Origin of the sequence: Micromonospora parva (genome assembly GCF_040649675.1) — a bacterium.
Lineage (GTDB): Bacteria > Actinomycetota > Actinomycetes > Mycobacteriales > Micromonosporaceae > Micromonospora > Micromonospora parva.
In genome coordinates this window covers 70,183-95,789 of record NZ_JBEZFX010000008.1, presented here as the reverse complement: position 1 = coordinate 95,789, position 25,607 = coordinate 70,183, and the positions used below count along the sequence as shown (strand labels likewise).

The following is a 25,607-nucleotide window of genomic DNA, read 5'->3' as shown; positions in this document are numbered from 1 at the left end:
ACATGAAGCGCTTGTTCTGGCTCGGCGTCGGAGTGGCCGTCGGCGTGATCGTGGTGCGTCGGGCGACCCGGACCGCGCAGGCGTACACGCCGGCCGGCATCGCCAGCTCGCTGACGGAATCCGCTGGCGGCCTCGTTGAGTCGCTGCGTAGTTTCGTGGAGGACGTCCGGGTCGGGATGGCCGAACGCGAGCAGGAGATCCACCAGGCGTTCGCCCAGGGCGAGGCGTTCGACGATCAGTTCGCCGACCTGCGGGAAGACCCGCGGATCGGCGATCGAGAAATCTTTCCGGAGGAACACCAGCGATGAAGACGGCGGAGATCAAGCGGCGGTACCTCGCGCACTTCGAGGCGAATGGCCACACCGTGGTGCCGTCCGCTCCGCTGCCCGCCATCAGCGACCCGAACCTGCTGTTCGTCAACGCCGGCATGGTGCAGTTCGTCCCGTACTTCCTGGGTCAGCAGACTCCCGCGTACCAGCGGGCGGTCAGCGTGCAGAAGTGCATCCGCACCCCGGACATCGACGAGGTCGGCAAGACCAGCCGGCACGGCACGTTCTTCCAGATGAACGGCAACTTCTCCTTCGGTGACTACTTCAAGGCCGGGGCGATCCCCCTGGCGTGGGAGTTGTCCACGAAGCCGATCGCCGAGGGTGGTTACGGGCTCGATCCGGATCGGATCTGGCCGACGATCTACCTCGACGACGACGAGGCGTACGAGATCTGGCGGTCGGTGGGCGTGCCCGCCGAGCGGATCGTCCGCCGGGGCAAGGCGGACAACTTCTGGTCGATGGGCATCCCCGGGCCGTGCGGCCCGTCGTCGGAGCTGTTCTACGACCGGGGCCCGGAGTACGGCCGTGAGGGCGGGCCGGCGGTCGACGAGGACCGCTACATGGAGTACTGGAATCTCGTCTTCATGCAGTTCGAGCGGGGTCCGGGTACCACCAAGGAGGACTACCCGATCCTGGGTGACCTGCCGGCGAAGAACATCGACACCGGCATGGGCCTGGAGCGGATGGCCTCGATCCTGCAGGGCGTCGACAACCTGTACGAGATCGACGAGGTCCGGCCGATCCTGACCCGGGCGGCGGAGCTGACCGGTAAGCGGTACGGCGCGCACTCCGGGCACGTGGCCAGCGAGTCGCACCCGGACGACGTCCGGCTGCGGGTGATCGCCGATCACGTTCGGACGGCGTTGATGCTGATCGGCGACGGGGTGACCCCGTCGAACGAGGGTCGCGGGTACGTGCTGCGCCGGATCATGCGTCGGGCGATCCGGTCGATCCGGCTGCTCGGCTGGCAGGACCGGGCGCTGCCCGAGCTGCTGCCGGTGGCCCGCGACTGCATGTCCCCGTCGTACCCGGAGCTGGCGACCGACTTCGACCGGATCGCGGATTACGCGTACGCGGAGGAGGAGGCGTTCCTGTCCACCCTGCGCGCCGGCACCACGATCCTGGACACCGCGATCGCGGAGACCCGCACGGCGGGCGGCTCCGCGCTGTCCGGTGCGAAGGCGTTCCAGCTGCACGACACGTACGGCTTCCCGATCGATCTGACCCTGGAGATCGCCGCGGAGCAGGGCCTCACCGTCGACGACGAGGGTTTCCGGCGGCTGATGGCCGACCAGCGGACCCGGGCGAAGGCGGACGCGCAGGCCCGCAAGACGGGGCACGTGGACCTGTCGGCGTACCGTTCGGTGCTCGACGCGGGTGGGCCGGTGACGTTCACCGGGTACAGCGAGGTGTCCCGCGAGTCGACGGTGCGGGCGCTGCTCGGCGCCGACGGCCCGCGCCAGGCGGCGACCGAGGGTGACACCATCGAGTTGGTGCTGGACACCACCCCGTTCTACGCCGAGGGCGGTGGCCAGCAGCCCGACCAGGGCATGATCACGGTCGGTGGCGGGCAGGTCGAGGTGCTCGACGTGCAGCAGCCGGTGCCCGGCCTGATCGTGCACCGGGCCCGGGTGATCCGGGGTGAGGTGCGCGCCGGTGAGGCCGGCTTCGCCGAGATCGACACGACCCGGCGGCGGGCGATCTCCCGGTCGCACACCGCCACCCACCTGGTGCACCAGACGATGCGGAACTTCCTCGGTGAGTCGGCCACCCAGGCCGGGTCGCTGAACGCCCCCGGTCGGCTCCGGTTCGACTTCAACACCCCGACGGGGGTGTCGCCGAGCGTCCTGCGTGACGTGGAGCAGCAGGTCAACGAGGTGCTGCTGGCCGACCTGGAGGTGCACGCCTTCATCACCTCGTTGGACGAGGCGCGGCGGATCGGCGCGATGGCGCTGTTCGGCGAGAAGTACGGCGAGGAGGTGCGGGTCGTCGAGGTGGGTGACTACGCCCGGGAGCTGTGCGGCGGCACGCACGTGGCCCGCTCGGCCCAGCTCGGCCTCGTGAAGATCCTCTCCGAGTCGTCGATCGGTTCCGGTGTCCGCCGGGTCGAGGCGCTGGTCGGCATGGACGCGTTCGGTTTCCTGGCCAAGGAGCACCTGTTGGTCTCCCGGTTGGCCGAGCTGTACCGGGTGCCCAACGACCAGGTCGCCGACCGGGTGGAGCAGACCGTCACCCAGCTGCGCGACGCCGAGAAGGAGCTGGAGAAGCTGCGCGCCCAGCTGGTGCTGGGTGGCGCGGCGGCGCTCGCGGCCCAGGCCAAGGACGTGCGCGGGGTCGCGTACGTGGGCACCGAGGCGCCGGAGGGCGCGGCCGGCAACGACGTGCGCACCCTGGCCCAGGAGATCCGCGGCAAGATCGACCCGGCGCGGCCGGCGGTGGTCGCGGTGGCGGCCCGGTCGAACGGGAAGGCGTCCCTGGTGGTGGCGGTCAACGCGGCGGCGCGCGGCCGGGGCCTGGCGGCGTCGGATCTGGTGAAGGCGGCGTTCTCGGGGCGCGGCGGTGGCAGTCCGGACCTGGCGCAGGGCGGCGGTCTACCCGCGGCCGAGGCGCCGAACCTGCTGCTCACCGTCGAGAAGGCGATCACCGAGGCGTGATCAATCATTACTGTGGGTCAGGGCGGGCCATCTGGTCCGCCCTGGTTCGTACCTGGCCGGTGGTGACCGTCGGTGGCTGAGCTGACGCGTGGGGTGCGGATCGGCGTGGATGTCGGTCAGGTGCGGGTGGGTGTCTCCCGCTCGGACCCGGACGGGATCCTGGCGACGCCGCTGGTCACCCTGGCCCGTGACCTCACGGCGGCGCCGGACGCGGTGCCGAGCGACCTCGCCGAGCTGGCCGCGTTGGTGGCCGAGCACGAGGCGGTGGGGGTTGTCGTCGGCCTTCCGGTCAACCTCGCCGGCAAGCACGGCCCTGCGGCCGCCCACGTGAAGGCGTACGCTGACCGACTGGTCGATGTGATAGCGCCTGTCCCGGTAACGCTCACTGACGAGAGGATGTCGACCGTGGTCGCTTCTCGTAGGCTTGCCGAGCGTGGCGTCCGAGGTAAACGTCAACGTGCGGTTGTCGATCAGGCGGCCGCGGTGGAGATCCTGCAGAGCTGGCTGGACGCGCAGCGGAGGCGGACGTAATGATCGACGATCTGGACCTTGGGTTCGACGAGCCGGAGCGGGGGGAGAAGGGTCGGCACCGGCGCGGCTTCCGCAAGCGCAAGAGCGGGTCCGGCGGCGGCCGGGGCAAGACATTCCTGGCACTGCTGATGGCCCTGGTCCTGCTGGGCGCGATCGGCGGCGGCGCGTTCTACGGCTTCGACCGGATCCAGAACTACTTCGTCACCCCCGACTACGACGGCAGCGGGGCCGGTGAGATCACCGTCGAGATCAAGAACGGCGCGCTGCTCGCCGACATGGCCGATGCCCTGGTGGCGGCCGATGTGGTGAAGAGCCAGAAGGCCTTCATCGAGGCGGCCGAGGCCGAGTCGCGCAGCAAGAACATCCAGCCGGGCACGTACAAGCTGCGCAAGCAGATGAGCGGTGAGAACGCCGTCGCCGCGATGCTGGACCTGAAGAACAAGATCGTCAACGGGTTGACGATCCCCGAGGGCCGCACGAGCTTCAACATCTACAAGCTGCTCTCCGAGAAGACCAAGATCCCGGTCAAGGACTTCCAGGCCGCCGCGAAGGACCCGGAGGCGCTCGGCGTTCCGGACTGGTGGTTCAAGCGCGACGACGGCAAGAAAATCGTCAAGTCCGTCGAGGGTTTCCTCTTCCCGGACACGTACGAGATTCCGCCGAAGTCCACCGCGGAGAGCATCCTCAAGCTGATGGTGAATCGTTTCCTCTCCGTCACCGGGGAGATGAAGTTCGCCGACCAGGTGCAGGAGAAGCGCAAGGTCAGCCCGTACGAGGCACTGATCGTGGCCTCACTGGCCCAGGCCGAGGCGGGCAACAAGGACGACCTGGGCAAGGTAGCCCGGGTGGCCTACAACCGGGCGTACGGCGAGTTCAACTGCAACTGCCTGGAGATGGACGTCACCGTCAACTACTACCTGGAGTCGATCGGCAAGCCGACCAAGTCGTCCAAGCAGATGACCGCGGCCGAGCTGGACGACCCGAAGAACCCGTACAACCGCAAGCTGCGGGGCATGATCCCCACCCCGATCAACAACCCCGGCAAGGAGGCCCTGGAAGGGGCGATGAACACGCCGCCGGGCAAGTGGCTCTACTTCGTGGCCATCGACAAGGAGGGCCACTCCGAGTTCGCCGAGACGTACGAGCAGCACCAGCGCAACGAGGCCAAGGCCCGGGAGGCCGGGATCATCTGATGGCGCTCAGGCGGCGGGCGGCGGTGCTCGGCAAACCGATCGCGCACTCCCTCTCCCCGGTGATCCACAACGCCGGCTACGCGGCGGCGGGACTGACCGGGTGGTCGTACACCCGGATCGAGTGCGCGGCGGCGGAGCTGCCGGATCTGGTCGCCGGCCTGGGCCCGGAGTGGGCCGGGTTGTCGGTGACCATGCCGGGCAAGGAGGCGGCGCTCGCGGTGGCCGACGCCGCCTCGCCGGTCGCGGCCGCCGTCGGCGCGGCCAACACGTTGGTACGCCGTCCGGACGGCTCCTGGTACGCGGACAACACCGACGTCGCCGGCATGGTGCACGTCCTCACCGACGCCGGGGTGAGCGCCGGTGCCGCCGTGACGGTGCTCGGTGCCGGTGGGACGGCCCGCGCCGCGCTCGCCGCCGCCGCGCAGCTGGCCTGCTCGGCGGTGACGGTGGTGGCCCGCCGACCGGAGGCGGTCGACGAGCTACGGCCGGTGGCCGACGCCGTGGGTGTCGCGCTGACGCCCGCCCCATGGGCCGATGCGCCCCGGCACCTCTCGACCGCCGACGTGGTCGTCTCCACAGTGCCGAAGGGCGTCGCCGACCCGCTGGCCGGCGCGGTGGCCTGGCGGCCGGGCACTGTGCTCTTCGACGCGCTCTACGACCCGTGGCCGACGCCGCTGGCGACCGCCGCCGACGCGGCCGGCTGCCGGATCGTCTCGGGCCTGGATCTGTTGCTGGCCCAGGCGGTCGGGCAGTTCGAGCAGTTCACCGGCGTGGTCGCGCCGAGGGCGGCGATGGCCGCCGCGCTGGCGGCGGCTCGCGCCGGCTGAAGCGTCCACACCTTAGCTGACGGTTAAGACGCGCTTACGGAAAACTGTCCTACCTGCGACCTGTGCTGGTCATCGATACGCTGCTCACCGTTATGGACGCAGACACAGGGAGTTTCCTTGACCAGGCACGGACTGCACCGCATCACCCGGTTCCGTTCCGGACCCCGGCGTAAGGCGATTGCCATCGGCGTGGTCGGCGGTTCGGTGGTGGCCGGCATCGTGGCGACCATGATGCCGCTGCTGGCCAGCGACGACCTGTCGATCCGGGCGGCGGCGGACACCACCGCGACCGCGGTGACGCAGGACGGTGACAACGCGGCCAAGACGACCCTCGCGACCTGCGCGACGCGCTGCGACGGCAACCCGCGCGGTGGCCGCGAGGCGGTCGTCGAGTTCGCGGTGACCACCGTGCCGGCCGCCGCGGTCAACGTCCGGGCGACGCTGCGGATGCACGCCTGGCAGCAGTTCGCCGCCACGGTGACGGCGCACGCGTCGCCGTTGAGTGCCCGCGAGTCGCGGCCTCCGCTGACGCCGGCCGGCGCCGCGCTGGACAGCGTGACCAGCGTGTCCAAGGGCGTCAACGAGTGGGACGTCTCCAAGCTGGTCACCGGCAACGGCACCTGGACGGTCTCGCTGGCGCAGAGCGGCCTGGAGAGCCGGATCTACTGGGCGTCGGTCGAGAACCGCAATCCGGACCTGCGACCCAGCCTGGTGATCAGCTACGACCTCGGGTCCCGGCCGTCGCCGGTGACGACCACCCGGCCGGCGCCGCCGCCGGCGCCGAGCGTGTCACCGACCACCGCCGCGCCGAAGCCGTCGCCGACCGTCGCCCCGACCCGGACGGCGACCCCGAGCCCCACCGGCACCCTGCCGGCCGGCAAGTGTGGGTCCGTCTCGGACAAGCTCGTCCCGTCCTGTGGCGCCTGGTGGGGCATGTACTCGCCGGCCGGAGCGGCCGGCGGCTGGGACCACGGCAAGGCCGTCGCGGACGTGGAGGCGCAGGTCGGGCGCAAGTTCGACATCGTGCACCGCTACCACGACTTCTCCAACTCGGGCAGCAACGGCGCCTTCCCCGACGTCTACGAACAGCAGCAGATGCGCGAAGGCCGTCTGATGTTCTTCGCCTGGGAGTCCCGCGACTTCTCCGCCGGCACGACCCTCAAGTGGTCCGATGTCTACGGAGGCAAGCAGGACGCGACGATCGACGCGGTCGCCGGCCGGATCCGGGCCGCCGGCGTACCGGTGTTCATCGGCTTCGACCACGAGCCGGAGGACGAGCCGAACAAGGGCAGCGACGCCGACTTCGTACGGGCCTGGCGCTACGTCCACGAGCGGTTCGCCAGCGCCGGCGCGACCAACGCGGTCTGGGTCTGGACGATGATGGGCTGGTCGGGGCACTACTCCCGGTACGCCGGCCTGTACCCCGGTGACCGGTACGTCGACTGGGTCGCCTACGACCCGTACAACTTCCACGTCTGCAACGGCAGCACGGTGTGGAAGAGCCCGAGCACGACGATCGGTGGCTTCTACCGTTGGCTGGACGACAACGGCATCGGCGCTGGCAAGCCCCGGATGCTCGCCGAGTTCGGCACCAACTTCAACTCCGCCGACCCGGGCGCCAAGCAGCGCTGGTTCCAGGAGTTCCCGGCGGCGTTGAAGGCGCACCCGAAGATCAAGGCGGCCATCTACTTCAACTCGGCCGGCATGACCAGCCGCACGTCGACCTGTGACATGACGATGAACCACGACGCCGCGGCGGTGGCGGGCTTCACGCAGGCCGGCAAGGACTCCTACCTGCGGCAACCCACCGGAGGTAGCCGCTGACGACCCGAATGAACTGACCGGACGGCGTTCGCCGGGGGGTCGCGCAACCGATCCTCCGGCGTTCTGTCGGCTTGCGGATTCATGCACCGCCCAATCGGCGGATTTTGTTAACCAGGCTGGACGAGGCACGCTACCTCGGGTTCTCATCCAATCTGGAGGCGCAGCGTGCCCATACTTCCGCACTTGTGGCGTTCCGCAGGACGACGTCGTACTCGGGCGGGGATGGTCGCGTTGGCGATCATCGCCGCAGCTCTGGGCGTGCCCACCACCGCGTCGGCCGCTGTGGTGCCGGCCCCGACGACGGCGACGCTGGTGTCGGCGAACCCCGCCGACGCGACCCCGCACGCCCGGGACGGTGAAACCCGCGCCTTCGCGCAGGTGGGCAACACGGTCTTCGTCGGCGGCAGCTTCACCCAGCTCCGGCAGACCGCCAGTTCCGCGTGGATCACGCAGCGTTACCTCTTCGCGTACGACCGGACCACCGGCACCATGTCGACCACCTTCCTTCCGGTGCTCGACGGCGCGGTCAACACCCTCATCGCCGGCCCCGGCGGCACGCTGATCGTCGGCGGCGCCTTCAAGAACGTCAACGGCGTCTCCCGCAAGAACCTGGTGGCGCTCAACCCGTCGACCGGCGCGATCATCGACAGCTGGGTCGGGCGTTCCGACGGTGGCACGGTCCGCGACCTGGCGCTGTCCGGCAACTGGCTGTACGTGGCCGGTGCGTTCAACTGGCTCAACGGCACCGCGCACGTGGGTCTCGGCCGGCTCAACGCGACCACCGGCGCGATCGACCCGAGCTTCAGCATCGACGCCACGGTGGGGCGGCACAGCACCACGTCGTACGTCTGGGCCATCGACGTCGCGCCGGACGGCGACACCCTGGTCGTCGGCGGCAACTTCACGCTCGTCAACGGCCTGCCGCGCAACCAGATGGCGTTGGTGGACGTCTCCGGGACGCCCGCGGTGCTGGACTGGAGCACCGAGAAGTTCGTCGCGCCGTGCGCCTCGCCGGCGACCTTCGTGCACTACGTGCAGGACGTGAAGTTCGGCGGCGACGGCAGTTGGTTCGTGGTCGGCACCAACGGCGGCGCGGGCTGGCCGTCCGCCTACTGCGACGCCCTGGTCCGCTTCGAGACCGCCGCGCGGGGCAGTGGCCAGCTCGCCACCTGGGTCGACTTCACCGGCAACGACACCATCACCTCGGTGGAGGTGGCGGACAACATCATCTACCTGGGCGGGCACTTCCGCTGGCTGAACAACCCGAACGCCAGCGACAACGCCGGCAACGGGGCGATCGACCGGCTCGGCATCGCCGCCGTCACTCCGGCGACCGGCATGCCGGTGAACTGGAACCCGCGCCGCAGCGGCAGCGCGTCGATGCCCGCCGGCACCACCGCGTGGGGTTCGTCGGTACCGGTGCTGTGGCGTGGTTCGGACGGCCTCTACTTCGGGCACAACTCCGACGGCATGGGCGACGAGTACCACGGCCGGCTGGGCATGTTCCCGCTGGCCGGCGGGCGCACGATCGCCCCGAAGAACCCCCCGTCGGCCACCAGCGGCAACCTCTACCTGAGCACCGCCCCGGGCACTGTGGCGAAGGTGCCGTTCGACGGCACCGCGCTGGGCACCGCGACCACTGTCAGCCAGCCCGCGTACACGGCGGCCGGTGCGACGTGGCGGGTGGACGACCGGATCTACTGGTCGCACACGGTGGCCGGCACGCCCACCGGTAGCCGGATCGACGTCTCGCTCTTCAACGGCGGCGCGATCGGCTCGCCGTGGGAGGCGTCCGGCTACAACGACTGGTACAACCCGGCGTTGCTGACCGGTGCCTTCTTCCTCGACGGCAGGCTCTACTACACCCGTACCGGGGCGAACAGTCTCTTCTACCGCTACTTCGAGATCGACGGTAACTACCTCGGCGCCACCGAGTTCACACTGCCGAGCACCGGGCAGAACTGGTCCGGTGTGCGGGGGATGGCCTGGGTGAACGGCCGGATCGTCTACGGGGCCACCGATGGCAACCTGCGCAGTGTGGCGTTCGATCCGACGGCCGCGCCGGCCGCTGTGGTCAGTGGTGCCACCGGGTTCGTGGTCAGCACCGCGACGCCCGAGTTGTCCTGGTCTACCCCATCGACGTTCTTCTCCGTAGAGTAAGGGTCAACCGTTCGTAACGGAGGATCGGTAGATTGTTCACGTAGGGCCGGTGGCGGCTACCGCCGCCACCGGCCCCGCGACGTGGGGGAGGGTCGTTGCTCGGCGCCGCTGGCATCCGAACGAGACGCGCGGTGCGTCTGGTCTTCGCGGTCAAACGCGGCTGGTACCGGCTCCGCTACCGGCGGTTGACACTCGGCCGGGACGTGGAGATCCGTGGCCGGATCCGGCTGCGTCGCGGCGTGCGGGTGACCATCGGTGACCGCACCCGCTTGAACAAGCTCGTCCGCTTCGCCGGCCCCGGCGAGGTGCGCGTCGGCGCGGACTGTCTGCTCAACGCCACCTGGATCGGCACCTGGACGTCCGTGACGGTGGGGGACCGGTGCCTCCTGTCGGACTGCGAGCTGCTCGACAACGACTTCCACAACCTGCCTCCCGAACAGCGGCACGCACCGCCGGGCCCGCTCACCCGGGCCCCGATCGTCCTTGAGGACAACGTCTGGGTCGGCGCGCACGCCCTGGTCCTGAAGGGCGTGCGGGTCGGCCGCGACAGCGTCGTCGGCGCGGCGACGGTGGTCCGCACGGACGTACCACCCGGCGTCGTGGTCGTCGGCAATCCTCAACAGACGGTGAAGAAGTTCCATGACTGACGCAGCGCCCGCCCCCTGGCCCACGGACGGCCCGTCCTCCGGTACCTCCCGGGCCGTGACACTGACGGACCTGCTGCGGGTGCCGATGCACCGGTTGCGGTTGGTGGCGGCGGTCGCCCTGGTCGGTCTGCTCGCCGCGCTCAGCTACGTGCTGCTGGTGCCGCCGGCGCTGTCCGCGAGCGCGGTGGTCGCGGTTCGACCGGTGGTCACCGACGCCTTCACCCCCAGCGGCGCGGGCGCCGACCGCGCGGTCAACATGAACGTGGAGAGCGGCATCGCCACCGGCACCGAGGTGGTGCAGCGGCTCGCCGAGTCGGCCGGCGGTGACCCGCGCGACATCCGCGACGCGCTCGAGGTCGAGGTGCCCACCGGCGGGCAGATCCTGCGCTTCACCTACCAGGCGCGCGACGCGCACCGGGCGGTGCAGAGCGCCAACATGGCCGCCGAGGCCTACCTGAGCGTGCGCCGGACCATGTACGAGCAGCAGCGCGCCGAGATGCTGCGCTCCTACGACGCCAGCATCACCAAGGTCGTCAGCCAGCAGACCGCGTTGCAGAAGCGGGCGAACACCGCCAAGGACACCGCCGCCGGTGACGCGCTGGTGGCCGAGCTGGCCGGGATCAACAACCAGCTCACCCAGCTCAACGCCGCCCGTACCGAGATCGCGGCCGTCGACGTCAACCCCGGCTGGGTCACCCAGACCGCCGAGAAGGCGCTGGTCACCTCCGCCGGGCACCGGCCGCTCTACCTGGTCGCCGGCCTGCTCGGTGGCGCCCTGGTCGGCATCGTGCTGGCCTACCTCTGGGAGTCGACCGACCGGCGGGTCCGCTCGGTCGCCGACGGCCGGGAGGCCTCCGGCCTGCCGTTGCTCGGCACCGTGCGCCGACCGGCGTTCCGGGGCAGCCCCCGGGCGGTCGACGCCGACGTCCGGTACGTGGCGATGGCGGTCGCCGAGCGCGTCCGGCAGCCCGCCCGGGTGGCGCTGCTCAGCGCCCGGGAGGACGCCACAGCGCTCACCGCCGGGCTCGCGGTGGCGCTCGCCGTCGACGGCCGGGAGGTCTTCGTCGCCGACGACAGCGGCCGGATCGAGCGGCTGCGGGCCAGCGTGCTCGCCGACCGGGGGCGGCTGCCCATCGACCCGTCCCGGCCGCTGGTGCCCAAGCCCCGACCGGCCGGCAGCACACCGGCCGCCGGTGCCACCACTGACAGCGCGCCCGCCCGTCGACCCTCCCCGCACCCGCCCGGCGCCCGCCCGTCCACCGACCCGGACGCCACGCTGACCTTGCCGCGGGTGTCGTCCGCCCGCCCGGAGAACAATCGCGTCGTCGCCCCGGACGAGGTTGCCGTGGGAGTGGGCAGTGTCCGGTTCGGCACCTGGCGACAGGGCGCCGATCACGGTCTGGTCCTGTTCAACGCCCCCCCGGCGGAGTCCGACGAGCGTGGCGTGGCCGTCGCCCGGCAGGGCAGCGCGGTGGTGGTCGTCGAGCGGGACCGCACCCGGCAGAGCGACCTGCGACGCCTCGTGGAGCGGCTGCGCGCCGCCGGCGTCACCCCGCTGGGCTTCGTGCTCACCCGAAACGGCCGGGCCTGAGCGTGTCGGTGACCCGCGCCCCGGCGACCGAACCACCGTCCGGAGGCGCTCCGGAGCAGGCCGCGCCGCTGCCGCCGTCCGCGCCACCGCAGCTGCCGCTCTGGCCGTTGTCGATGATGTTCGGCCTGGTGCCACTGTGGTGGCTGCTCGGCGCGTTCTACCTCGGCTGGCCGCTGCTGGGCGCGCTGCTGTTCGCGTTGCTGCTCACCCGGGGGCGGGTGCCGCTGCCGCCGGCGGCCGGCATCTGGCTGCTCTTCCTCGCGATCGTGGTGGTCAGCGCCACCCAACTGTCGTCGCCCGCCTCGCTGCTCACCTTCGCCCTGCGCCTGGCCTTCTACCTGACCGCGCTGGTGGTCGGCGTCTACGTCTACGCCGCCGCCCGGGAACGCTCCAGCCTGGTGGCGGTGCTCACCCCGCTCTGCACGTTCTGGTTCGGGCTGGTCGCCCTGGGCTGGCTCGGGGTGCTGGTGCCCCGGCTGGCCATGACGACCCCGATGGAGGTGCTGCTGCCCGGCGGGGTGGCCGGCACCCCGTTCATCCAGGACATGGTGCACCTCACCACGGCTGAGTACAGCGCCCGCTCGCTGAACCCGATCTACCGGCCGGCGGCGCCGTTCGCGTACACCAACAACTACGGCAGCGCGTACGCCATGACCCTGCCGTGCGTGGTGGCCTTCGCCATGCTGCGCCCGCGCGGGTTGCTGCGCTGGGCGCTGCTGGCGTCGCTGCCGCTGTCGCTGGCACCGGCGTTCCTCACCCTCAACCGGGCGATGTTCCTCAGCCTCGGCGCCGGGCTGGCGGTGCTCGGGGTGCGGGCCAGCCTGCGCGGCAACGTCCGGGTGGCCGCGTCGATCGTCGGGGTGGTGGTGATCGGCGCGCTGGCCACACTGTTCATTCCCATCACCGAGCTGATCAGCAGACGGGTCGACTCCAGTGACACCAACACCGACCGGCTCTCGCTCTACACCGAGGTGATCCGCCGGGTGCAGGAGTCACCGTGGTTGGGCTACGGCGCTCCGGTGAACGTCGACACCGTGTCGGCGGCCGCGCCGATCGGCACCCAGGGGCAGTTGTGGATGGTGCTGTTCAGCCATGGCGTACCCGCGCTTCTCTGCTTCCTGGCGTGGTTCGTGGCCGCCGCGGTGATCTGCGCGCGGGCGAAATCGGCGGCCGGGCAGTGGTTGGCGGTGGTGCCGGTGGTCTGCCTCGTGCAGATCCCGTTCTACGGCATGGCGAACCAGAACCTGGCGGTCGCGTTCTTCGCCGTCGCCTTCGCGATGGCGTTGACCGAACGCGAACGGCTGACCCGGCTGGTCGGGGCGTCGCCGGCGGCCCCGCGCACCGTGACGGTGCCCGCATGACCGCCGCCACCCGACCACCGGCCGGTGCCGACGAGGGCCGGCCGCCGTCCGGCCCCGCCCAGGACCAGGCCACACCGTCGCCCGCCGGGGACGTCGGCGCGGCCGAGACCCGCCGCAGCGCGCGCAGCGGGGTGGCCGGCCTGCTGGGCGCGGCCACCAGCGGGTTGTTCGGGTTCGTGCTGGCCGTCGTGATCACCCGGGGGTACGGCACGGCCGGCGCGGGCGCGTTCTTCGCCGCGATCGGTGTCGTCACCGTGGCCACCGCGATCTGCACCCTCGGCGCGGAGACCGGTCTGATGTGGGCGCTGCCCCGGCGCACCGCCGGTGTGCGCGGTGACGCGGCCCGGATCCTCCCGGTGGCGCTGATCCCGCCCCTGCTGGCCGGGCTCCTGGTGGCCGGTGTGGGCGTGCTGGCCGCCGACGCGCTCGCGCCCCGGCTGCTGGAGGGCTCCGGCGCGAGCGGCGACACACTGCTCACCGTCACGTTCGCCGCGGTGCCGGTGGTGGTGGCGATGACTTTGCTGCTGGCGGCGCTGCGCTGCGTACGGCCCATCCGGGCGTACGTCGGGGTGCAGTTCCTGCTGCTGCCGGTCGCCCGCCCGGTGCTGGTCGGCGCCGCCGCGCTGGCCGGTGGTGGTCTGCTCGCCGGCATGACCGGCTGGTTGGTGCCGGCGGCGTTGGCGCTGCTGGTCTGCCTCACCCTCGTCGCCGGCCCGCTCGGGCTGGGCCGGGGGGCGACGCTGCGTCCACGCCGCGCCGACTGGTCGACGTTCTGGCGCTTCGCGCTGCCCCGGGCCGCCTCGGCGGCCATCGACGCCGGCAGCATGTGGGTGGGGGTGCTGCTCACCTCGGCGCTGGCCGGGCCGGCGGACGCCGGCGTGTTCGGGGCCGTCGGCCGGTACGTGCTGGCCGGTCAGTTGGCCATGCAGGGGCTGCGGGTGGCGGTGTCCCCGCAGTTGTCCCGACTGCTCGGGCGGGGCGAGCGGGCCGCCGCGGCGGCCGTGCACCGGCAGCTGACCACCTGGGGCCTGGTGTTGTCCTGGCCGGTGTACCTGCTGCTGGCGGTCTTCGCGTTGGCCTTCCTCCAGCTGTTCGGGCCGGAGTTCACCGCCGGTGTGCCGGCGATGACGGTGCTCGCGCTGGCGATGCTGGTCAACACCGGAGTGGGCAACGTGCAGAGCCTGCTGCTGATGGGCGGGCGCAGCGGCCTGCACCTGGTCGCCGCCGTGGCCGGGTTGACGGTGACCGTGTCGCTGGGTCTCTGGCTGATCCCCTTGTACGGCGCGACGGGCGCGGCGGTGGCCTGGGCGGCCGGGATCGCCACCGAGAACCTCACCGCCGCCGGGTTCGCCGGGTCGGTGGTTCGGGAGCCACTGTTCGACGCCGCGATGGTGCGTGCCGCGGTGGCCACCGTCGCCGGTGTGGGTCTGGCCGCCGGCGTCGGCGCACTGGTGGGCGGTCGCGGTCTGCCCGGCCTCGCGGTGGCGCTGGCGGTGCTGCTGGCCGGCTGCGTCGGCATGTTGACGTTGCCCCGGGTACGCGCCGGTATCCGGGGGACCATGAGGCAGATCCGTGGAGGGAACGACGCGGCCGCGGCCGCCGGACCCGCCCCGGCATCGACGAGAGGCAGGTGAGGTCCGTCGTGGTGTCCATGCGTGACCGGGTCAAGCAGTTGGTTCCGACCCAGGTGACCACCCGGGTGAAGGAGTCGCTCGTCGACTACGGCGTTCGCACCAGCGATCGCCGGCCGCTGCCGGACTTCCTGATCATCGGGACCAAACGGGGCGGCACCACCTCGCTGTGGAACTACCTCATCCAGCATCCGCTGGTGCCCCGGCTGTTCCCCGCGTGGAACACCAAGTCGGCGCACTACTTCGAGGAGCACTGGGGTCGCGGCGAAGCCTGGTACCGCTCGCATTTCCCGACCGAGCGGCAACGCGACGCCCTGGCCAAGCGGCACGGTGGGCCGGTCCGGGTCGGTGAGGCAGCCCCGCTGTACATGTTCCACCCGCTCGCCGCGCAGCGGGTCGCCGCGCTGATGCCGACGGTGAAGCTCATCGTGCTGCTGAGGGACCCGGTGGAGCGGGCGTACTCGCACTGGAAGGAACGCCGCACCCACGGCATCGAACCACTGGACTTCGCCGCCGCCCTCGCCGCCGAGCCGGAGCGTACGGCGGGGGAGCGGGAACGGCTGATCGCCGAACCGGAGTCGTTCAGCGAGCCGTACGACTGGTACACGTACCGGGCCCGGGGGCGCTACCTGGAGCACCTGGAGCCGTGGCTGGAGCGCTTCGACCGGCAGCAGATCCTCTTCCTGCCCAGCGAGGACCTGTACCGCGACTCTCGCGCGACCTACCGGCGCACCCTGGACTTCCTCGGTCTGCCGGCGTACGACCTGCCCAACTTCAAGGTCTACAACGATCGGCGTTCGGCGCCGTTGGAGCCGACGGTCCGCGCTGAGCTGACCGACTACTACCGGCCGTACAACGACGCGTTGCGCCAGCGGCTCGGGCTGGACCTCGACTGGGCGGACCGGGCGGCGTGACGACCCAGGCGGGCCCGGCCACCGACCCGCGCTCCCGGGGGGACGGCCTGGGTTGGGTGAGCCGCGCGGTCTTCCCGGACGACCGGGTCGGCCTGACCGTGGCGGGCGCCCCGCCGGCCGGTCACCGGGCGGTGGCCCGGTACGCGGTGGTGCCGTCGGTCGACCGGGCCCGGTTCCTGGTGCCGTTGGGCGCGCCCCGGGCCGGGGCGGCGTCCCTGCTGGCGTACAACGCCCTGCGGCCACCGAAGGTGCGCGCGCTGCGGGCGGTGCTCGGCGGGTTGGCCCGGTTGGGTCGGGTGGGGCTCGCGCCCTTCCCGACGTTGACCGTCACGGTGCCGGCCGGGGTGCCCGCCGCGGACCTGCTGCTGAGCGAGCGGCTCTCCGCCGACCTGGGTGACACGCCACTGCTGGCCGCTTTCGGGGTCCGCCCACCCGACCCGAACGGCAAGCCCACCCTGCAGCTCTTCGACGCCGACGGGCGTCCGCGCGGCTACGCGAAGATCGGCTGGAATGACGCGACCCGCGCGCTGGTCAGCGCGGAGGCGGCGGCGCTGCGGGCGTTGCCCGCGGTGGCCGACGTCGCCGACCACCCGACGCCGCCGAGGCTGCTCGCCGAGGTGTCCTGGGCGGGCCAGGTGGTCGCGGTGATCGAGCCGTTGCCTCCCGCGGTTCGCGGTGTGCCGGTGGACGACCCGCCACGGATCGCCGCGCTGCTCGCCGTCGCCCGGCGCGGCGGCCCGGCAGGCACCCCTCGTCCGCTGCTCGACTCGGCCTTCCTGCACCGGCTGGGCGATCAGGCCGGCCGGGCCGCGGCGACCGAGCCGGGCGGTGCGCGGGCGGTCGCCGCGGTCTGCGCGCTGGCCCGCCGGCACGGCGACACCAGTGTCGAGTTCGGTCACTGGCACGGCGACTGGGTGCCGTGGAACCTGGGCTGGCACGCCGGCCGGTTGGTCGCCTGGGACTGGGAGCACAGCGGGCCGGACGTGCCGGTCGGCTTCGATCTGGCGCACGACGCGTTCCAGCGCGCGCTCGTGCTGCGGGGGGAGCCGGCGGAGGTCGCCGCGTCGGCCGTCGACGGGTATCTGAGCCGGCACGGTGAGCGGCTCGGTCTCGACGCGGCGCAGCGCCGGCTCGTCGCCGACGCGTACCTGGTGGAGATGTGGTTGCGGACCTGGCGGCTGGCCGACGCGGGCGCGGGCTGGAACGCCGCACTGCATCCCGCACTGTTGGACGTCATCGAGAAAAGACATAGCGGCTGATCGGGAGGAATCGCGGCGCCGCAGGCACGCCGCAGAGTAACGACAAAATCGCAGGTGGTCATGACGATCGATGGACCTCGGACGTTCGGTGCGCCCGCACCACCTGCTGCGGAGATCGTCATCTCGGCCGGTCGCTCTATTCAACGACCGGGGATCGTGTGATCTGCTTCTGCCTGGCGTGAACTGAAATTCCAAGCGAACTTGTGGGGAGTCGCGTGGACACGAACAACGACGACAGTGGGGCACCGGTGCTGCTGCTGGTCGGCTCCAGCGGCGGGCACCTGGCCCAACTACTGGCCTTGCGGCCCTGGTACGAACGGTGGCGGCGCTGCTGGGTCACCTTCGACACCCCGGAGGCGGTGTCGCTGCTGGCCGGCGAGGACCTGGTGCCGGCACACCACCCGACCACCCGCAACGTGCCGAACCTGCTGCGCAACGCGCTGCTGGCCTGGCGTGTGCTGCGGGCGCGACGGGTCGCCGCCGTGGTCACCACCGGCGCCGGGGTGGCGGTGCCGTTCGTGGTGCTGGCCCGGTTGCGGCGCATCCCGACCGTCTACATCGAGGTGTACGACCGGATCGACACCCCGACGCTCACCGCCCGGCTCTGCCGGCCGTTCCTGTCCGCGATGCTCGTGCAGTGGGACGAGCAGCGCCGGCAGTACCCCGAGGCGACAGTCGTCGGGACGCTGCTGTGACGGGGGAGACGGGCACCGCCTGGCGTCCGCAACCGAGCACCGAGGCGGCCCGCCTGCCGCGCCAGCGCGACAGCTCGGCGGTCGCCCAGCTGCGACTGCTGGTGGCGGTGGGCACCGACAAGCACCAGTTCGACCGGCTCGTGGACTGGCTGGCGCAGTGGCACACGCAGGCCGCCGTCCCGATCGGGCTGACCGTCCAGCACGGGCACACCCGCGCGCCCCAGGTGCCCGGCGCGGTGGCGTTCCTCGGTCACGACGCGTTGCAACAGGCGATGAGCGACGCGCACCTGGTGGTCTGCCACGGTGGCCCGGCGACCATCCTGGAGGCCCGCCGGCACGGCCACCTGCCCATCGTGGTGCCCCGCGACCCGGCTCGCGGTGAGCACGTCGACAACCATCAGCTTCTCTTCGCCCGCCGGCTCGGCGCCGCCGGGCTGGTGGCGCTCTGCGAGACCCGGGAGGCGCTGCACGACGCGCTGACCGCAGGGGTGGCCGACCCATCCCGGTACGCGGTGGCCGCCGACCCGCAGGCACACGAGGCACAACGGGCGGCGGTGGCCCGGGTCGGGCAGATCATCGACGACCTGGTGGCCCGTTCGACCCCGCGCCCACCCCGGTGGCGGGCCTGGTCCCGGCCGCGTCCGGGTACGGAGGAGATTCGATGACCCAGCAGCCGAGCGTCAGCGTCGTGGTGCCCACCCGGGACCGCCCCGAGCTGCTGCGGGCGGCGGTGCGCGCGATCCTGGCGCAGGACTACCCGGGCCCGATCGAGGTCGTGGTGGTGTTCGACCAGTCCGCGCCCGACGAGTCGTTGACAGCGCTGGGCAGCGACCCGACCCGCGTGGTACGCGTGATCAGCAACACCCGTACCGCCGGGTTGGCCGGGGCGCGCAACAGCGGCACCCTCGCGGCCGAGGGTGAGCTGGTCGCGTTCTGCGACGACGACGACGAGTGGCTGCCCGGCAAGCTGGCCGCCCAGGTCGACGCGTTGGCCGGTGATCCGGCCGCCGAGTTCGTCTGCTGCGGCATCCGGGTCACCTATGACGGGCACACCGTCGACCGGGTGCTCGACAAGGACCGGATCACCCTGGACGACCTGTTGCGCGACCGGATGACGGAGCTGCACCCGTCGACCTTCCTGATCCGCGCCACCGCGCTGCGCGACGGGTTCGGGCTGGTCGACGAGGAGATTCCGGGCAGCTACGCGGAGGACTACGAGTTCCTGCTGCGGGCCGCGCGCAGCGCGCCGCTGATCAACCTGCGGACGCCGTCGGTGCTGGTCCGCTGGCACAAGCGCTCGTACTTCGCGCAGCGCTGGGACACCATCTCGGAGGCGTTGCAGTGGTTGCTGCGGCGTTATCCGGAGTTCGCCGGTCAACCGGCCGGCGAAGCCCGGGTGGCAGGGCAGATCGCGTTCGCCCAGGCCGCCGCCGGCGACCGCCGGGGCGCGCTGCGCTGGGCCCGGCGCACCCTGCGCAGCAACCCCCGGGAGCCGCGCGCCTACCTGGCCCTCGCCGTCGCCGGTCGGGTGGTCCGGGCCGACGCGGTGCTACGCACCCTGCACAAGCGCGGTCGGGGGATCTGAGCCGCCGTCGACGGGTGCGGGGCACAGGACGCCCGGCTCACAGGCGGCGGCGTCCGCTGGGCGGGACGGTCCGGGGAGCGTGCCGCGCCGGTGGCGGGCCGTGACAGACTGACCGCTGTGTTGCGTTGGCTGACTGCAGGTGAATCGCACGGTCCCGCCCTCGTCGCGATGCTGGAGGGGGTGCCGGCCGGCATCGAGGTGACCACCACCGAGATCGCCGACGAGCTGGCCCGTCGCCGGCTGGGTTACGGCCGGGGTGCCCGGATGTCGTTCGAGCGGGACGAGGTCGAGCTGCTCGGCGGCCTGCGGCACGGCGTCACCCTGGGCAGCCCGGTGGCGATCCGGGTCGGCAACTCCGAGTGGCCGAAGTGGCAGACCGTGATGGCCGCCGACCCGGTCGACCCGGACGAGCTGGCCCGCCAGGCGCGCAACGCCCCGCTGACCCGCCCCCGGCCGGGCCACGCGGACCTGGCCGGCATGCAGAAGTACGGCCACACCGACGCCCGGCCGATCCTGGAGCGCGCCAGCGCCCGGGAGACGGCCGCCCGGGTGGCGGTCGGCACTGTCGCGAAGGCGCTGATCCGGCAGGCGCTCGGCATCGAGATCGTCTCGCACGTCGTCGAGTTGGGCCCGGTGGCCGCGAAGCCGGGGCTGCGCCCCACTCCGTCGGACACCGCCCGGATCGACGCCGACCCGCTGCGCTGCCTCGACCCGGAGGCCAGCGCCCTGATGGTCGCCGAGGTCGACGCCGCGAAGAAGGCCGCCGACACCCTCGGTGGCGTGGTCGAGGTGCTGGCGTACGGGGTGCCGCCGGGGTTGGGCAGCCACGTGCAGTGGGACCGCAAGCTCGACGCCCGGCTGGCCACCGCGCTGATGTCCATTCAGGCGATCAAGGGTGTGGAGATCGGTGACGGCTGGCAGCAGGCCCGATCCCGTGGCTCGGAGGCGCACGACGAGATCATCCCGTCGGCGACCGGCGTGCGCCGGGTCACCGACCGGGCCGGCGGGCTGGAGGGCGGCATCACCACCGGTGAGCCGCTGCGGGTCCGCGCCGCGATGAAGCCGATCTCCTCGCTGAACCGGGCGCTGGCCACCGTGGACGTCGCCACCGGCGAGCCGGCCACCGCCATCAACCAGCGCTCCGACGTGTGCGCGGTGCCCGCCGCGGCGGTGGTCGCCGAGGCGATGGTGGCGCTGGTGCTCGCCGAGGCGGCCACCGAGAAGTTCGGCGGTGACTCGGTCACCGAGATCCGCCGCAACGTGGCCGGTTACCTCGACGCGCTGGTCATCCGCTGATGGCACCGGTGGTCGTGCTGGTCGGCGCGCCCGGTTGCGGCAAGACCACCGTCGGGCGGGCGCTCGCCGCGACGCTCGGCGTGGAGTTCCGGGACACCGACATCGACATCGAGCAGATGGCCGGTAAGCCGATCCCGGAGATCTTCATCGACGAGGGTGAGGCGCACTTCCGTACCCTGGAACGGGCCGCCGTGGCCGCGGCGCTGGCCGCCGGCACCGGAGTGCTCGCCCTCGGCGGCGGCGCGGTGCTGGCCGAGGAGACCCGGGCCGCGCTGATCGGGCACCGGGTGGTGCACCTCTCGGTCGAGCTGCCCGACGCGGTGAAGCGGGTCGGGCTCGGCGCCGGACGCCCGCTGTTGGCGATCAACCCGCGGGCCACCCTCAAGCACCTGCTGGACCAGCGCCGGCCGCTCTACGCCGAGGTGGCCACGGAAACGGTGATCACCGACGGCCGAACCCCGGCCGAGGTCGTCGCCGAGCTCACCGCCCTGCTCCCGCGCTAACCCCCCCCGTCGTCGTCGCCCCCCTCTTGCGCCGATCTTGCACTTTCTGCCCCGGCATAAGGGGCAGTGGCGCCCATGTCGCCAACCGGAAGTGCAAGATCGGCGCAGGGGGCGGGGTCTGGGTCAGCTGCGGGCGATCTGGTCGAGGATGTCGGTGAGGGCCTTCGGCTCGCTGAGCATCGGCCAGTGCCCGGTGGGCAACCCGTGCAGCTGGCCGTCGGTCAGCTCGGTGAAGAACGGGTGCTCCTGTCGGATCATCTGCCGCACCACGTCGAGCGGGATGGTGCTGGCGACCAGCGCGGTCGGCACCGAGCGCCCGCCGGTGCGTCGGACCGGGTCGGTGGCGGTCCGCAGCGGCTGCGGGGTGGCCCGGGTGCGCAGCAGCGCGAGCGTCGGCTCGTCGAGGCCGGCCAGGTTGGTCGGGTCGGCTTCCGGGTCCCAGGCGGGCGGCGGCAGCAGGTGCCCGGTGCCGATCGCCTCGCGCAGCCGCTGCTGCTCCTCCGGCGGCAGCGTGTCGAACTGCGCCGTGCCGTCCGGCAACGGCCCACTCTCCACATAGACGACCCGGGCGATCCGGTCCGGGACGCGGTCCGCGGCCTGGGCTGCCGGCATCCCGCCGCCGGAGTGCCCGACCAGCAGGACGTCGCGCAGGTCCTCGACCTCGATCAGCCGGACGATGTCGGTGGTGTGCGTGTCCAGGCTGACCTGGGGCCCGGCGAGGTGGTCGCGTTCGGCCAGCCCGGTCAGTGTCATCGGGTGGACCTCGTGCCCCTGCGACCGCAGCGCGGCGGTCACGTCCCGCCACGCCCAGGCGCCCAGCCAGAACCCCGGGACCAGCACGAATGTCGCCATCTGTCGCTCCTTTGCTCGGTTACCGCTAGACCGTACGATCGAATCCGGACAGGATCCGCCCGGTTTGGAGGAGTGGCCCGTGTCACATCCCGCAGGTCGGGTGCTGGCCCTGCTGGAACTGCTGCAGGGCCGGCACCGGTCGACCGCCGCCGACCTCGCCGGCCAGCTCGGCGTGGACGAGCGGACCGTGCGCCGGTATGCGACAACGCTTGTCGAGCTGGGCATCCCCGTCACCGCCGACCGGGGTCGCCACGGCGGCTATCGGCTGCACCCCGGCTACAAGCTGCCGCCGCTGATGCTCACCGACGACGAGGCGGTGGCCGTGCTGCTCGGTCTCGTCGTCGCCGAACGGGTCGGGCTCGCCACCGAGCAGCCCGCCACCGCCAGCGCGCTGGCGAAGATCCGCCGGGTGCTGCCGGCGGCGCTCGCCGACCGGCTCGCTGCCGTCCAGGAGCATCTGGGCTTCACCCTGCGTCGCCCGGAAGCGGAACGCGGACCGGCGTCGGGCACCCTGCTCGCGCTGGCCTCGGCCGCCCGGCACCGGCAGCGGGTGGCGCTGGACTACCGCTCCTGGCGGGGCGAACGATCGCACCGCGAGCTCGACCCGTACGGGTTGGTCTTCCACGCCGGCCGCTGGTACGTCACCGGCCACGATCACCGGCGCGGGGAGGTCCGGACCTTCCGGCTGGACCGGATCGGCGCGGTGACGCCCGGCCTGGCGACGTTCACCGTGCCGGACGGTTTCGAGGCGGTGGCCTTTGTGACCCGGTCGCTGGCCGGGGTGCCGTACCCGCACGAGGTCGAGGTGGTGCTGGAGACCGACCTGGTGGCCGCCCGCCGCCGGATCCCGCCCAGCGTGGCCGAGTTGACCGTCACCACCGACGGGGTGCTGCTGCGGGCCCGGGCGGAGAGCCTGCCCGGGATGGCCGCGCTGCTCGCCGGGCTGGGCTGTCCGTTCACCGTGCGGCGTCCCGACGCGCTGCGCGTCGCGGTGGCCGAGCACGCCCGCCGGTTGGCCGACTGGGCGGCCCGGCCAGCAGGTGGACAGGCGCCGTCGCCGCGCCGCCCACTGGACTAGGCTGCCGGCGATGGACGAGGTGACCCGGATTCCGGTCGGCGGCGAGCGGCCGTACGACGTCTTGGTGGGACGTGACCTGCTGGGCGCGCTGCCTGGCCTGCTGCCCGGCGCGACGCGGGTGGCGGTGCTGCACGCGCCTCCGCTCAAGGCCCTCGCGGACGCGCTCGGCGAGCGGCTGCGCGCCGCCGGCGTCGAGCCGCTGCCGATCGAGGTCCCCGACGCCGAGTCGGGCAAACACATCGACGTGGCCTCCGCCTGCTGGGACCGGCTGGGAGCGGCGGGCTTCACCCGTACCGACGCGGTGGTCGGGGTGGGCGGCGGCGCGGTCACCGACCTGGCCGGCTTCGTCGCGGCCTGCTGGTTGCGGGGGGTGCGCTGGGTGCCGGTGGCGACCTCGCTGCTGGGCATGGTCGACGCCGCGGTGGGCGGGAAGACGGGCATCAACACGGCCGCCGGCAAGAACCTGGTCGGCGCGTTCCACCCGCCGGTCGGGGTGCTGGCCGACCTGGCCACGCTGGACAGCCTGCCCGCTGTCGACCTGGCGGCCGGGTTGGCCGAGGTCGTCAAGTGCGGGTTCATCGCCGACCCGACGATCCTGGATCTCGTCGAGGCCGACCCGGTGGCCGCCACCGACCCGCGTGCGGCGGTGAGCCGGGAGCTGATCGAACGGGCGATCCGGGTCAAGGCCGACGTGGTCGCCGGCGACCTGCGCGAGTCGGGCCTGCGGGAGGTGCTCAACTACGGCCACACCCTGGCCCACGCCATCGAGCAGCACGAGGGCTACCGCTGGCGACACGGTCACGCCGTCGCCGTCGGTCTGGTGTACGCGGCCACGCTGGCCCGCCTCGCCGGGCGGCTGGACGCGCCGACCGCCGACCGGCACCGGGTCACGTTGACCGCGCTGGGCCTGCCGGTGAGCTACCCGGTCGACGCCTGGCCGCAGCTACTGGCCGCGATGCGGGTGGACAAGAAGACCCGGGGCAGTCGGCTGCGCTTCGTGGTGCTCGACGGGCTGGCCCGCCCGGCGATGCTGGAGGGTCCGGACGACGCGTTGCTGGCGGCGGCGTACCAGGAGGTGGCCAGCCCGTGAGCGCGAGGAGTGAGCCGGGTTTGCGAGCCCCGCAGTCGCGAACGACGGAGGCACCGTGAGGGTCTACGTGCTGAACGGGCCGAACCTGGGCCGGCTGGGCACCCGTGAGCCCGACGTGTACGGCGCGACCACCTACGCCGACCTGGTGGCGCTCTGCGAGACCACCGGTCGGGAGCTGGGGCTGACGGTGACGGTCCGGCAGACCGACGCCGAGCACGAACTGCTCGGCTGGCTGCACACCGCCGCCGACGAGGGCGCCGCGGTGGTGCTCAACCCGGCCGCCTGGTCGCACTACTCGTACGCCGTGCGGGACGCCTGCGCGATGCTGCGCGGGCCGTTGGTGGAGGTGCACATCTCCAACATCCACACCCGTGAGGAGTTCCGGCACCACTCGGTGGTGTCGGCGGTGGCGACCGGTGTGATCTGCGGTTTGGGCATTGACGGCTATCGCCTCGCCCTGCACCATCTGGCCACCCGCTGAGGGCCCACCGACTGAGCGCTCCGAACGCGGGGCGGTCCGATTCGACGCAGCTTGTAGACTTGCCAGGTCTGTCCGCCAATTGATGATCAAGGCAGGAAATGGCCTCCACCAACGACCTCAAAAACGGCCTGGTACTCAACCTGGATGGCGAGCTGTGGGCCGTCGTCGAGTTCCAGCACGTCAAGCCCGGTAAGGGTGGTGCCTTCGTGCGCACCACGCTGAAGAACGTGCTGTCCGGGAAGGTGGTCGACAAGACCTTCAACGCGGGCACCAAGGTCGAGACCGCGACCGTTGACAAGCGCACGATGCAGTACCTGTACGCCGACGGCGAGGACTTCGTCTTCATGGATCTGGAGACCTTCGACCAGATCACCGTGCCCGGTGGCACCGTCGGTGAGGCAGCCAACTACCTGCTTCCCGAGGCGGAGGCGACCGTCGCCCAGCACGAGGGTGTGCCGCTCTACATCGAGCTGCCCACCAGCGTCGTGCTGGAGGTCACCTACACCGAGCCGGGCCTGCAGGGCGACCGTTCGACCGGCGGCACCAAGCCGGCGACCGTGGAGACCGGCGCCACCGTGCCGGTTCCGCTGTTCATCACCACCGGCGAGAAGATCAAGGTCGACACCCGCGACGGCCGTTACCTCGGCCGCGCCTGATGGCTGAGGGTGCCAAGCAGCAGATGCCGGCGCGCCGCAAGGCGCGCAAGCGGGCGCTGGATGTCCTCTACGAGGCCGACCTTCGGGACAAGCCTCCGGTCGAGGTGCTCGCCGGCTACGTGCAGCGGATCGAGCAGCCCCGGCCGGAGCATCTGGGCTACGCGGTGGGCCTGGTCGAGGGCGTCGCCGAGCACCTCAACCGGATCGACGAGCTGATCGCCAGCTACGCCGAGGGTTGGACGCTGGAGCGGATGCCGGTCGTCGACCGCAATCTGGCCCGGATCGCCGTCTACGAGTTGCTCTACGTCGACGAGATCGACGACGCGGTGGCGATCAGCGAGGCCGTGGAACTGGCCCGGCAGATGTCGACTGACGATTCGCCGCGCTTCCTCAACGGGGTGCTCGGCCGGATCGCCGAGTACGCCACCCGCTGAGCGTCGCGCCGACGAA

The 25,607-nt window shown here is 72.1% G+C and carries 24 protein-coding genes; 23 read left to right on the top strand and 1 reads right to left on the bottom strand.

The features are described from left to right. Positions 1-2: 2 nt before the first annotated feature. From AB0C03_RS20865 to AB0C03_RS20780, 18 genes are all read left to right on the top strand, one after another. On the top strand, positions 3-308 hold the full coding sequence (locus tag AB0C03_RS20865) for a hypothetical protein (RefSeq protein WP_030335605.1): 306 nt from the start codon (positions 3-5) through the stop codon (positions 306-308). Then, positions 305-2,983: an alanine--tRNA ligase gene (alaS, locus tag AB0C03_RS20860; RefSeq protein ID WP_030335607.1), complete on the top strand. Its 2,679-nt coding sequence runs from the start codon at positions 305-307 to the stop codon at positions 2,981-2,983. The genes AB0C03_RS20865 and alaS overlap by 4 nt, the downstream gene beginning before the upstream one ends. 72 nt (positions 2,984-3,055) lie before the next feature. After that, positions 3,056-3,514 carry a Holliday junction resolvase RuvX gene (gene ruvX, locus AB0C03_RS20855; RefSeq protein WP_124857577.1) on the top strand — a complete coding sequence of 153 codons (459 nt, stop codon included), beginning with the start codon at positions 3,056-3,058 and terminating at the stop codon, positions 3,512-3,514. Further along, on the top strand, positions 3,514-4,707 hold the full coding sequence (mltG, locus tag AB0C03_RS20850; protein WP_210857832.1) for an endolytic transglycosylase MltG: 1,194 nt from the start codon (positions 3,514-3,516) through the stop codon (positions 4,705-4,707). The genes ruvX and mltG overlap by 1 nt, the downstream gene beginning before the upstream one ends. Beyond that, complete coding sequence (locus tag AB0C03_RS20845) at positions 4,707-5,534, top strand: shikimate dehydrogenase (RefSeq protein ID WP_357638438.1); 828 nt, start codon at positions 4,707-4,709, stop codon at positions 5,532-5,534. The genes mltG and AB0C03_RS20845 overlap by 1 nt, the downstream gene beginning before the upstream one ends. 117 nt (positions 5,535-5,651) lie before the next feature. Continuing rightward, on the top strand, positions 5,652-7,358 hold the full coding sequence (locus AB0C03_RS20840) for a glycoside hydrolase (RefSeq protein ID WP_357638436.1): 1,707 nt from the start codon (positions 5,652-5,654) through the stop codon (positions 7,356-7,358). A 222-nt stretch (positions 7,359-7,580) separates the two neighbouring features. Beyond that, the gene (locus AB0C03_RS20835; protein ID WP_210857831.1) at positions 7,581-9,518 is read left to right on the top strand and encodes a hypothetical protein; all 1,938 of its coding nucleotides are present in this window, start codon (positions 7,581-7,583) and stop codon (positions 9,516-9,518) included. A 131-nt stretch (positions 9,519-9,649) separates the two neighbouring features. Beyond that, on the top strand, positions 9,650-10,165 hold the full coding sequence (locus AB0C03_RS20830) for an acyltransferase (protein WP_245233720.1): 516 nt from the start codon (positions 9,650-9,652) through the stop codon (positions 10,163-10,165). Then, a complete protein-coding gene (locus AB0C03_RS20825) occupies positions 10,158-11,756 on the top strand; it encodes an LPS biosynthesis protein (protein WP_030335620.1) in 1,599 nt (532 codons plus the stop codon). The genes AB0C03_RS20830 and AB0C03_RS20825 overlap by 8 nt, the downstream gene beginning before the upstream one ends. A 68-nt stretch (positions 11,757-11,824) precedes the next feature. Beyond that, entirely contained in the window at positions 11,825-13,117 is a 1,293-nt protein-coding gene (locus AB0C03_RS20820; RefSeq protein ID WP_245233722.1) for an O-antigen ligase family protein, read from the top strand. Further along, positions 13,114-14,751 (top strand): lipopolysaccharide biosynthesis protein, encoded by a 1,638-nt coding sequence (locus AB0C03_RS20815; RefSeq protein ID WP_030335623.1) that lies wholly within the window; start codon positions 13,114-13,116, stop codon positions 14,749-14,751. The genes AB0C03_RS20820 and AB0C03_RS20815 overlap by 4 nt, the downstream gene beginning before the upstream one ends. Before the next feature lie 8 nt (positions 14,752-14,759). Further along, entirely contained in the window at positions 14,760-15,662 is a 903-nt protein-coding gene (locus AB0C03_RS20810) for a sulfotransferase domain-containing protein (protein WP_030335624.1), read from the top strand. Further along, positions 15,659-16,921, top strand: coding sequence for a hypothetical protein (locus AB0C03_RS20805; RefSeq protein ID WP_210866553.1), 1,263 nt, complete (start codon positions 15,659-15,661; stop codon positions 16,919-16,921). Before AB0C03_RS20810 ends, AB0C03_RS20805 begins: the two co-directional genes overlap by 4 nt. 215 nt (positions 16,922-17,136) lie before the next feature. Beyond that, positions 17,137-17,616 carry a glycosyltransferase family 28 protein gene (locus AB0C03_RS20800; RefSeq protein WP_030335627.1) on the top strand — a complete coding sequence of 160 codons (480 nt, stop codon included), beginning with the start codon at positions 17,137-17,139 and terminating at the stop codon, positions 17,614-17,616. Then, a complete protein-coding gene (locus tag AB0C03_RS20795) occupies positions 17,613-18,281 on the top strand; it encodes a glycosyltransferase (RefSeq protein WP_051708748.1) in 669 nt (222 codons plus the stop codon). The genes AB0C03_RS20800 and AB0C03_RS20795 overlap by 4 nt, the downstream gene beginning before the upstream one ends. Next, positions 18,278-19,201, top strand: a complete 924-nt coding sequence (locus tag AB0C03_RS20790) for a glycosyltransferase family 2 protein (protein ID WP_030335631.1) — start codon at positions 18,278-18,280, stop codon at positions 19,199-19,201. The genes AB0C03_RS20795 and AB0C03_RS20790 overlap by 4 nt, the downstream gene beginning before the upstream one ends. Positions 19,202-19,318: 117 nt before the next feature. Further along, positions 19,319-20,497, top strand: coding sequence for a chorismate synthase (gene aroC, locus AB0C03_RS20785; RefSeq protein WP_030335634.1), 1,179 nt, complete (start codon positions 19,319-19,321; stop codon positions 20,495-20,497). Then, positions 20,497-21,000: a shikimate kinase gene (locus tag AB0C03_RS20780; protein ID WP_030335636.1), complete on the top strand. Its 504-nt coding sequence runs from the start codon at positions 20,497-20,499 to the stop codon at positions 20,998-21,000. Before aroC ends, AB0C03_RS20780 begins: the two co-directional genes overlap by 1 nt. A 123-nt stretch (positions 21,001-21,123) precedes the next feature. Here the strand turns inward: AB0C03_RS20780 and AB0C03_RS20775 are convergent, their stop codons facing one another. Next, positions 21,124-21,852, bottom strand: a complete 729-nt coding sequence (locus AB0C03_RS20775; protein WP_030335638.1) for an alpha/beta fold hydrolase — start codon at positions 21,850-21,852, stop codon at positions 21,124-21,126. Positions 21,853-21,931: 79 nt separating this feature from the next. Here AB0C03_RS20775 and AB0C03_RS20770 point away from each other — a divergent pair, with 79 nt between their 5' ends. The 5 genes from AB0C03_RS20770 (at position 21,932) to nusB (ending at position 25,591) form a co-directional block, all read left to right on the top strand. Then, complete coding sequence (locus AB0C03_RS20770) at positions 21,932-22,930, top strand: helix-turn-helix transcriptional regulator (RefSeq protein ID WP_030335640.1); 999 nt, start codon at positions 21,932-21,934, stop codon at positions 22,928-22,930. 10 nt (positions 22,931-22,940) lie between these two features. Next, complete coding sequence (gene aroB, locus AB0C03_RS20765) at positions 22,941-24,020, top strand: 3-dehydroquinate synthase (RefSeq protein ID WP_030335642.1); 1,080 nt, start codon at positions 22,941-22,943, stop codon at positions 24,018-24,020. A gap of 55 nt (positions 24,021-24,075) precedes the next feature. Continuing rightward, entirely contained in the window at positions 24,076-24,501 is a 426-nt protein-coding gene (aroQ, locus tag AB0C03_RS20760; RefSeq protein WP_279518556.1) for a type II 3-dehydroquinate dehydratase, read from the top strand. A 98-nt stretch (positions 24,502-24,599) separates the two neighbouring features. Then, the gene (efp, locus tag AB0C03_RS20755; protein ID WP_007458344.1) at positions 24,600-25,157 is read left to right on the top strand and encodes an elongation factor P; all 558 of its coding nucleotides are present in this window, start codon (positions 24,600-24,602) and stop codon (positions 25,155-25,157) included. A gap of 23 nt (positions 25,158-25,180) precedes the next feature. Beyond that, on the top strand, positions 25,181-25,591 hold the full coding sequence (gene nusB / locus AB0C03_RS20750) for a transcription antitermination factor NusB (RefSeq protein WP_184188983.1): 411 nt from the start codon (positions 25,181-25,183) through the stop codon (positions 25,589-25,591). Positions 25,592-25,607 lie beyond the last annotated feature (16 nt).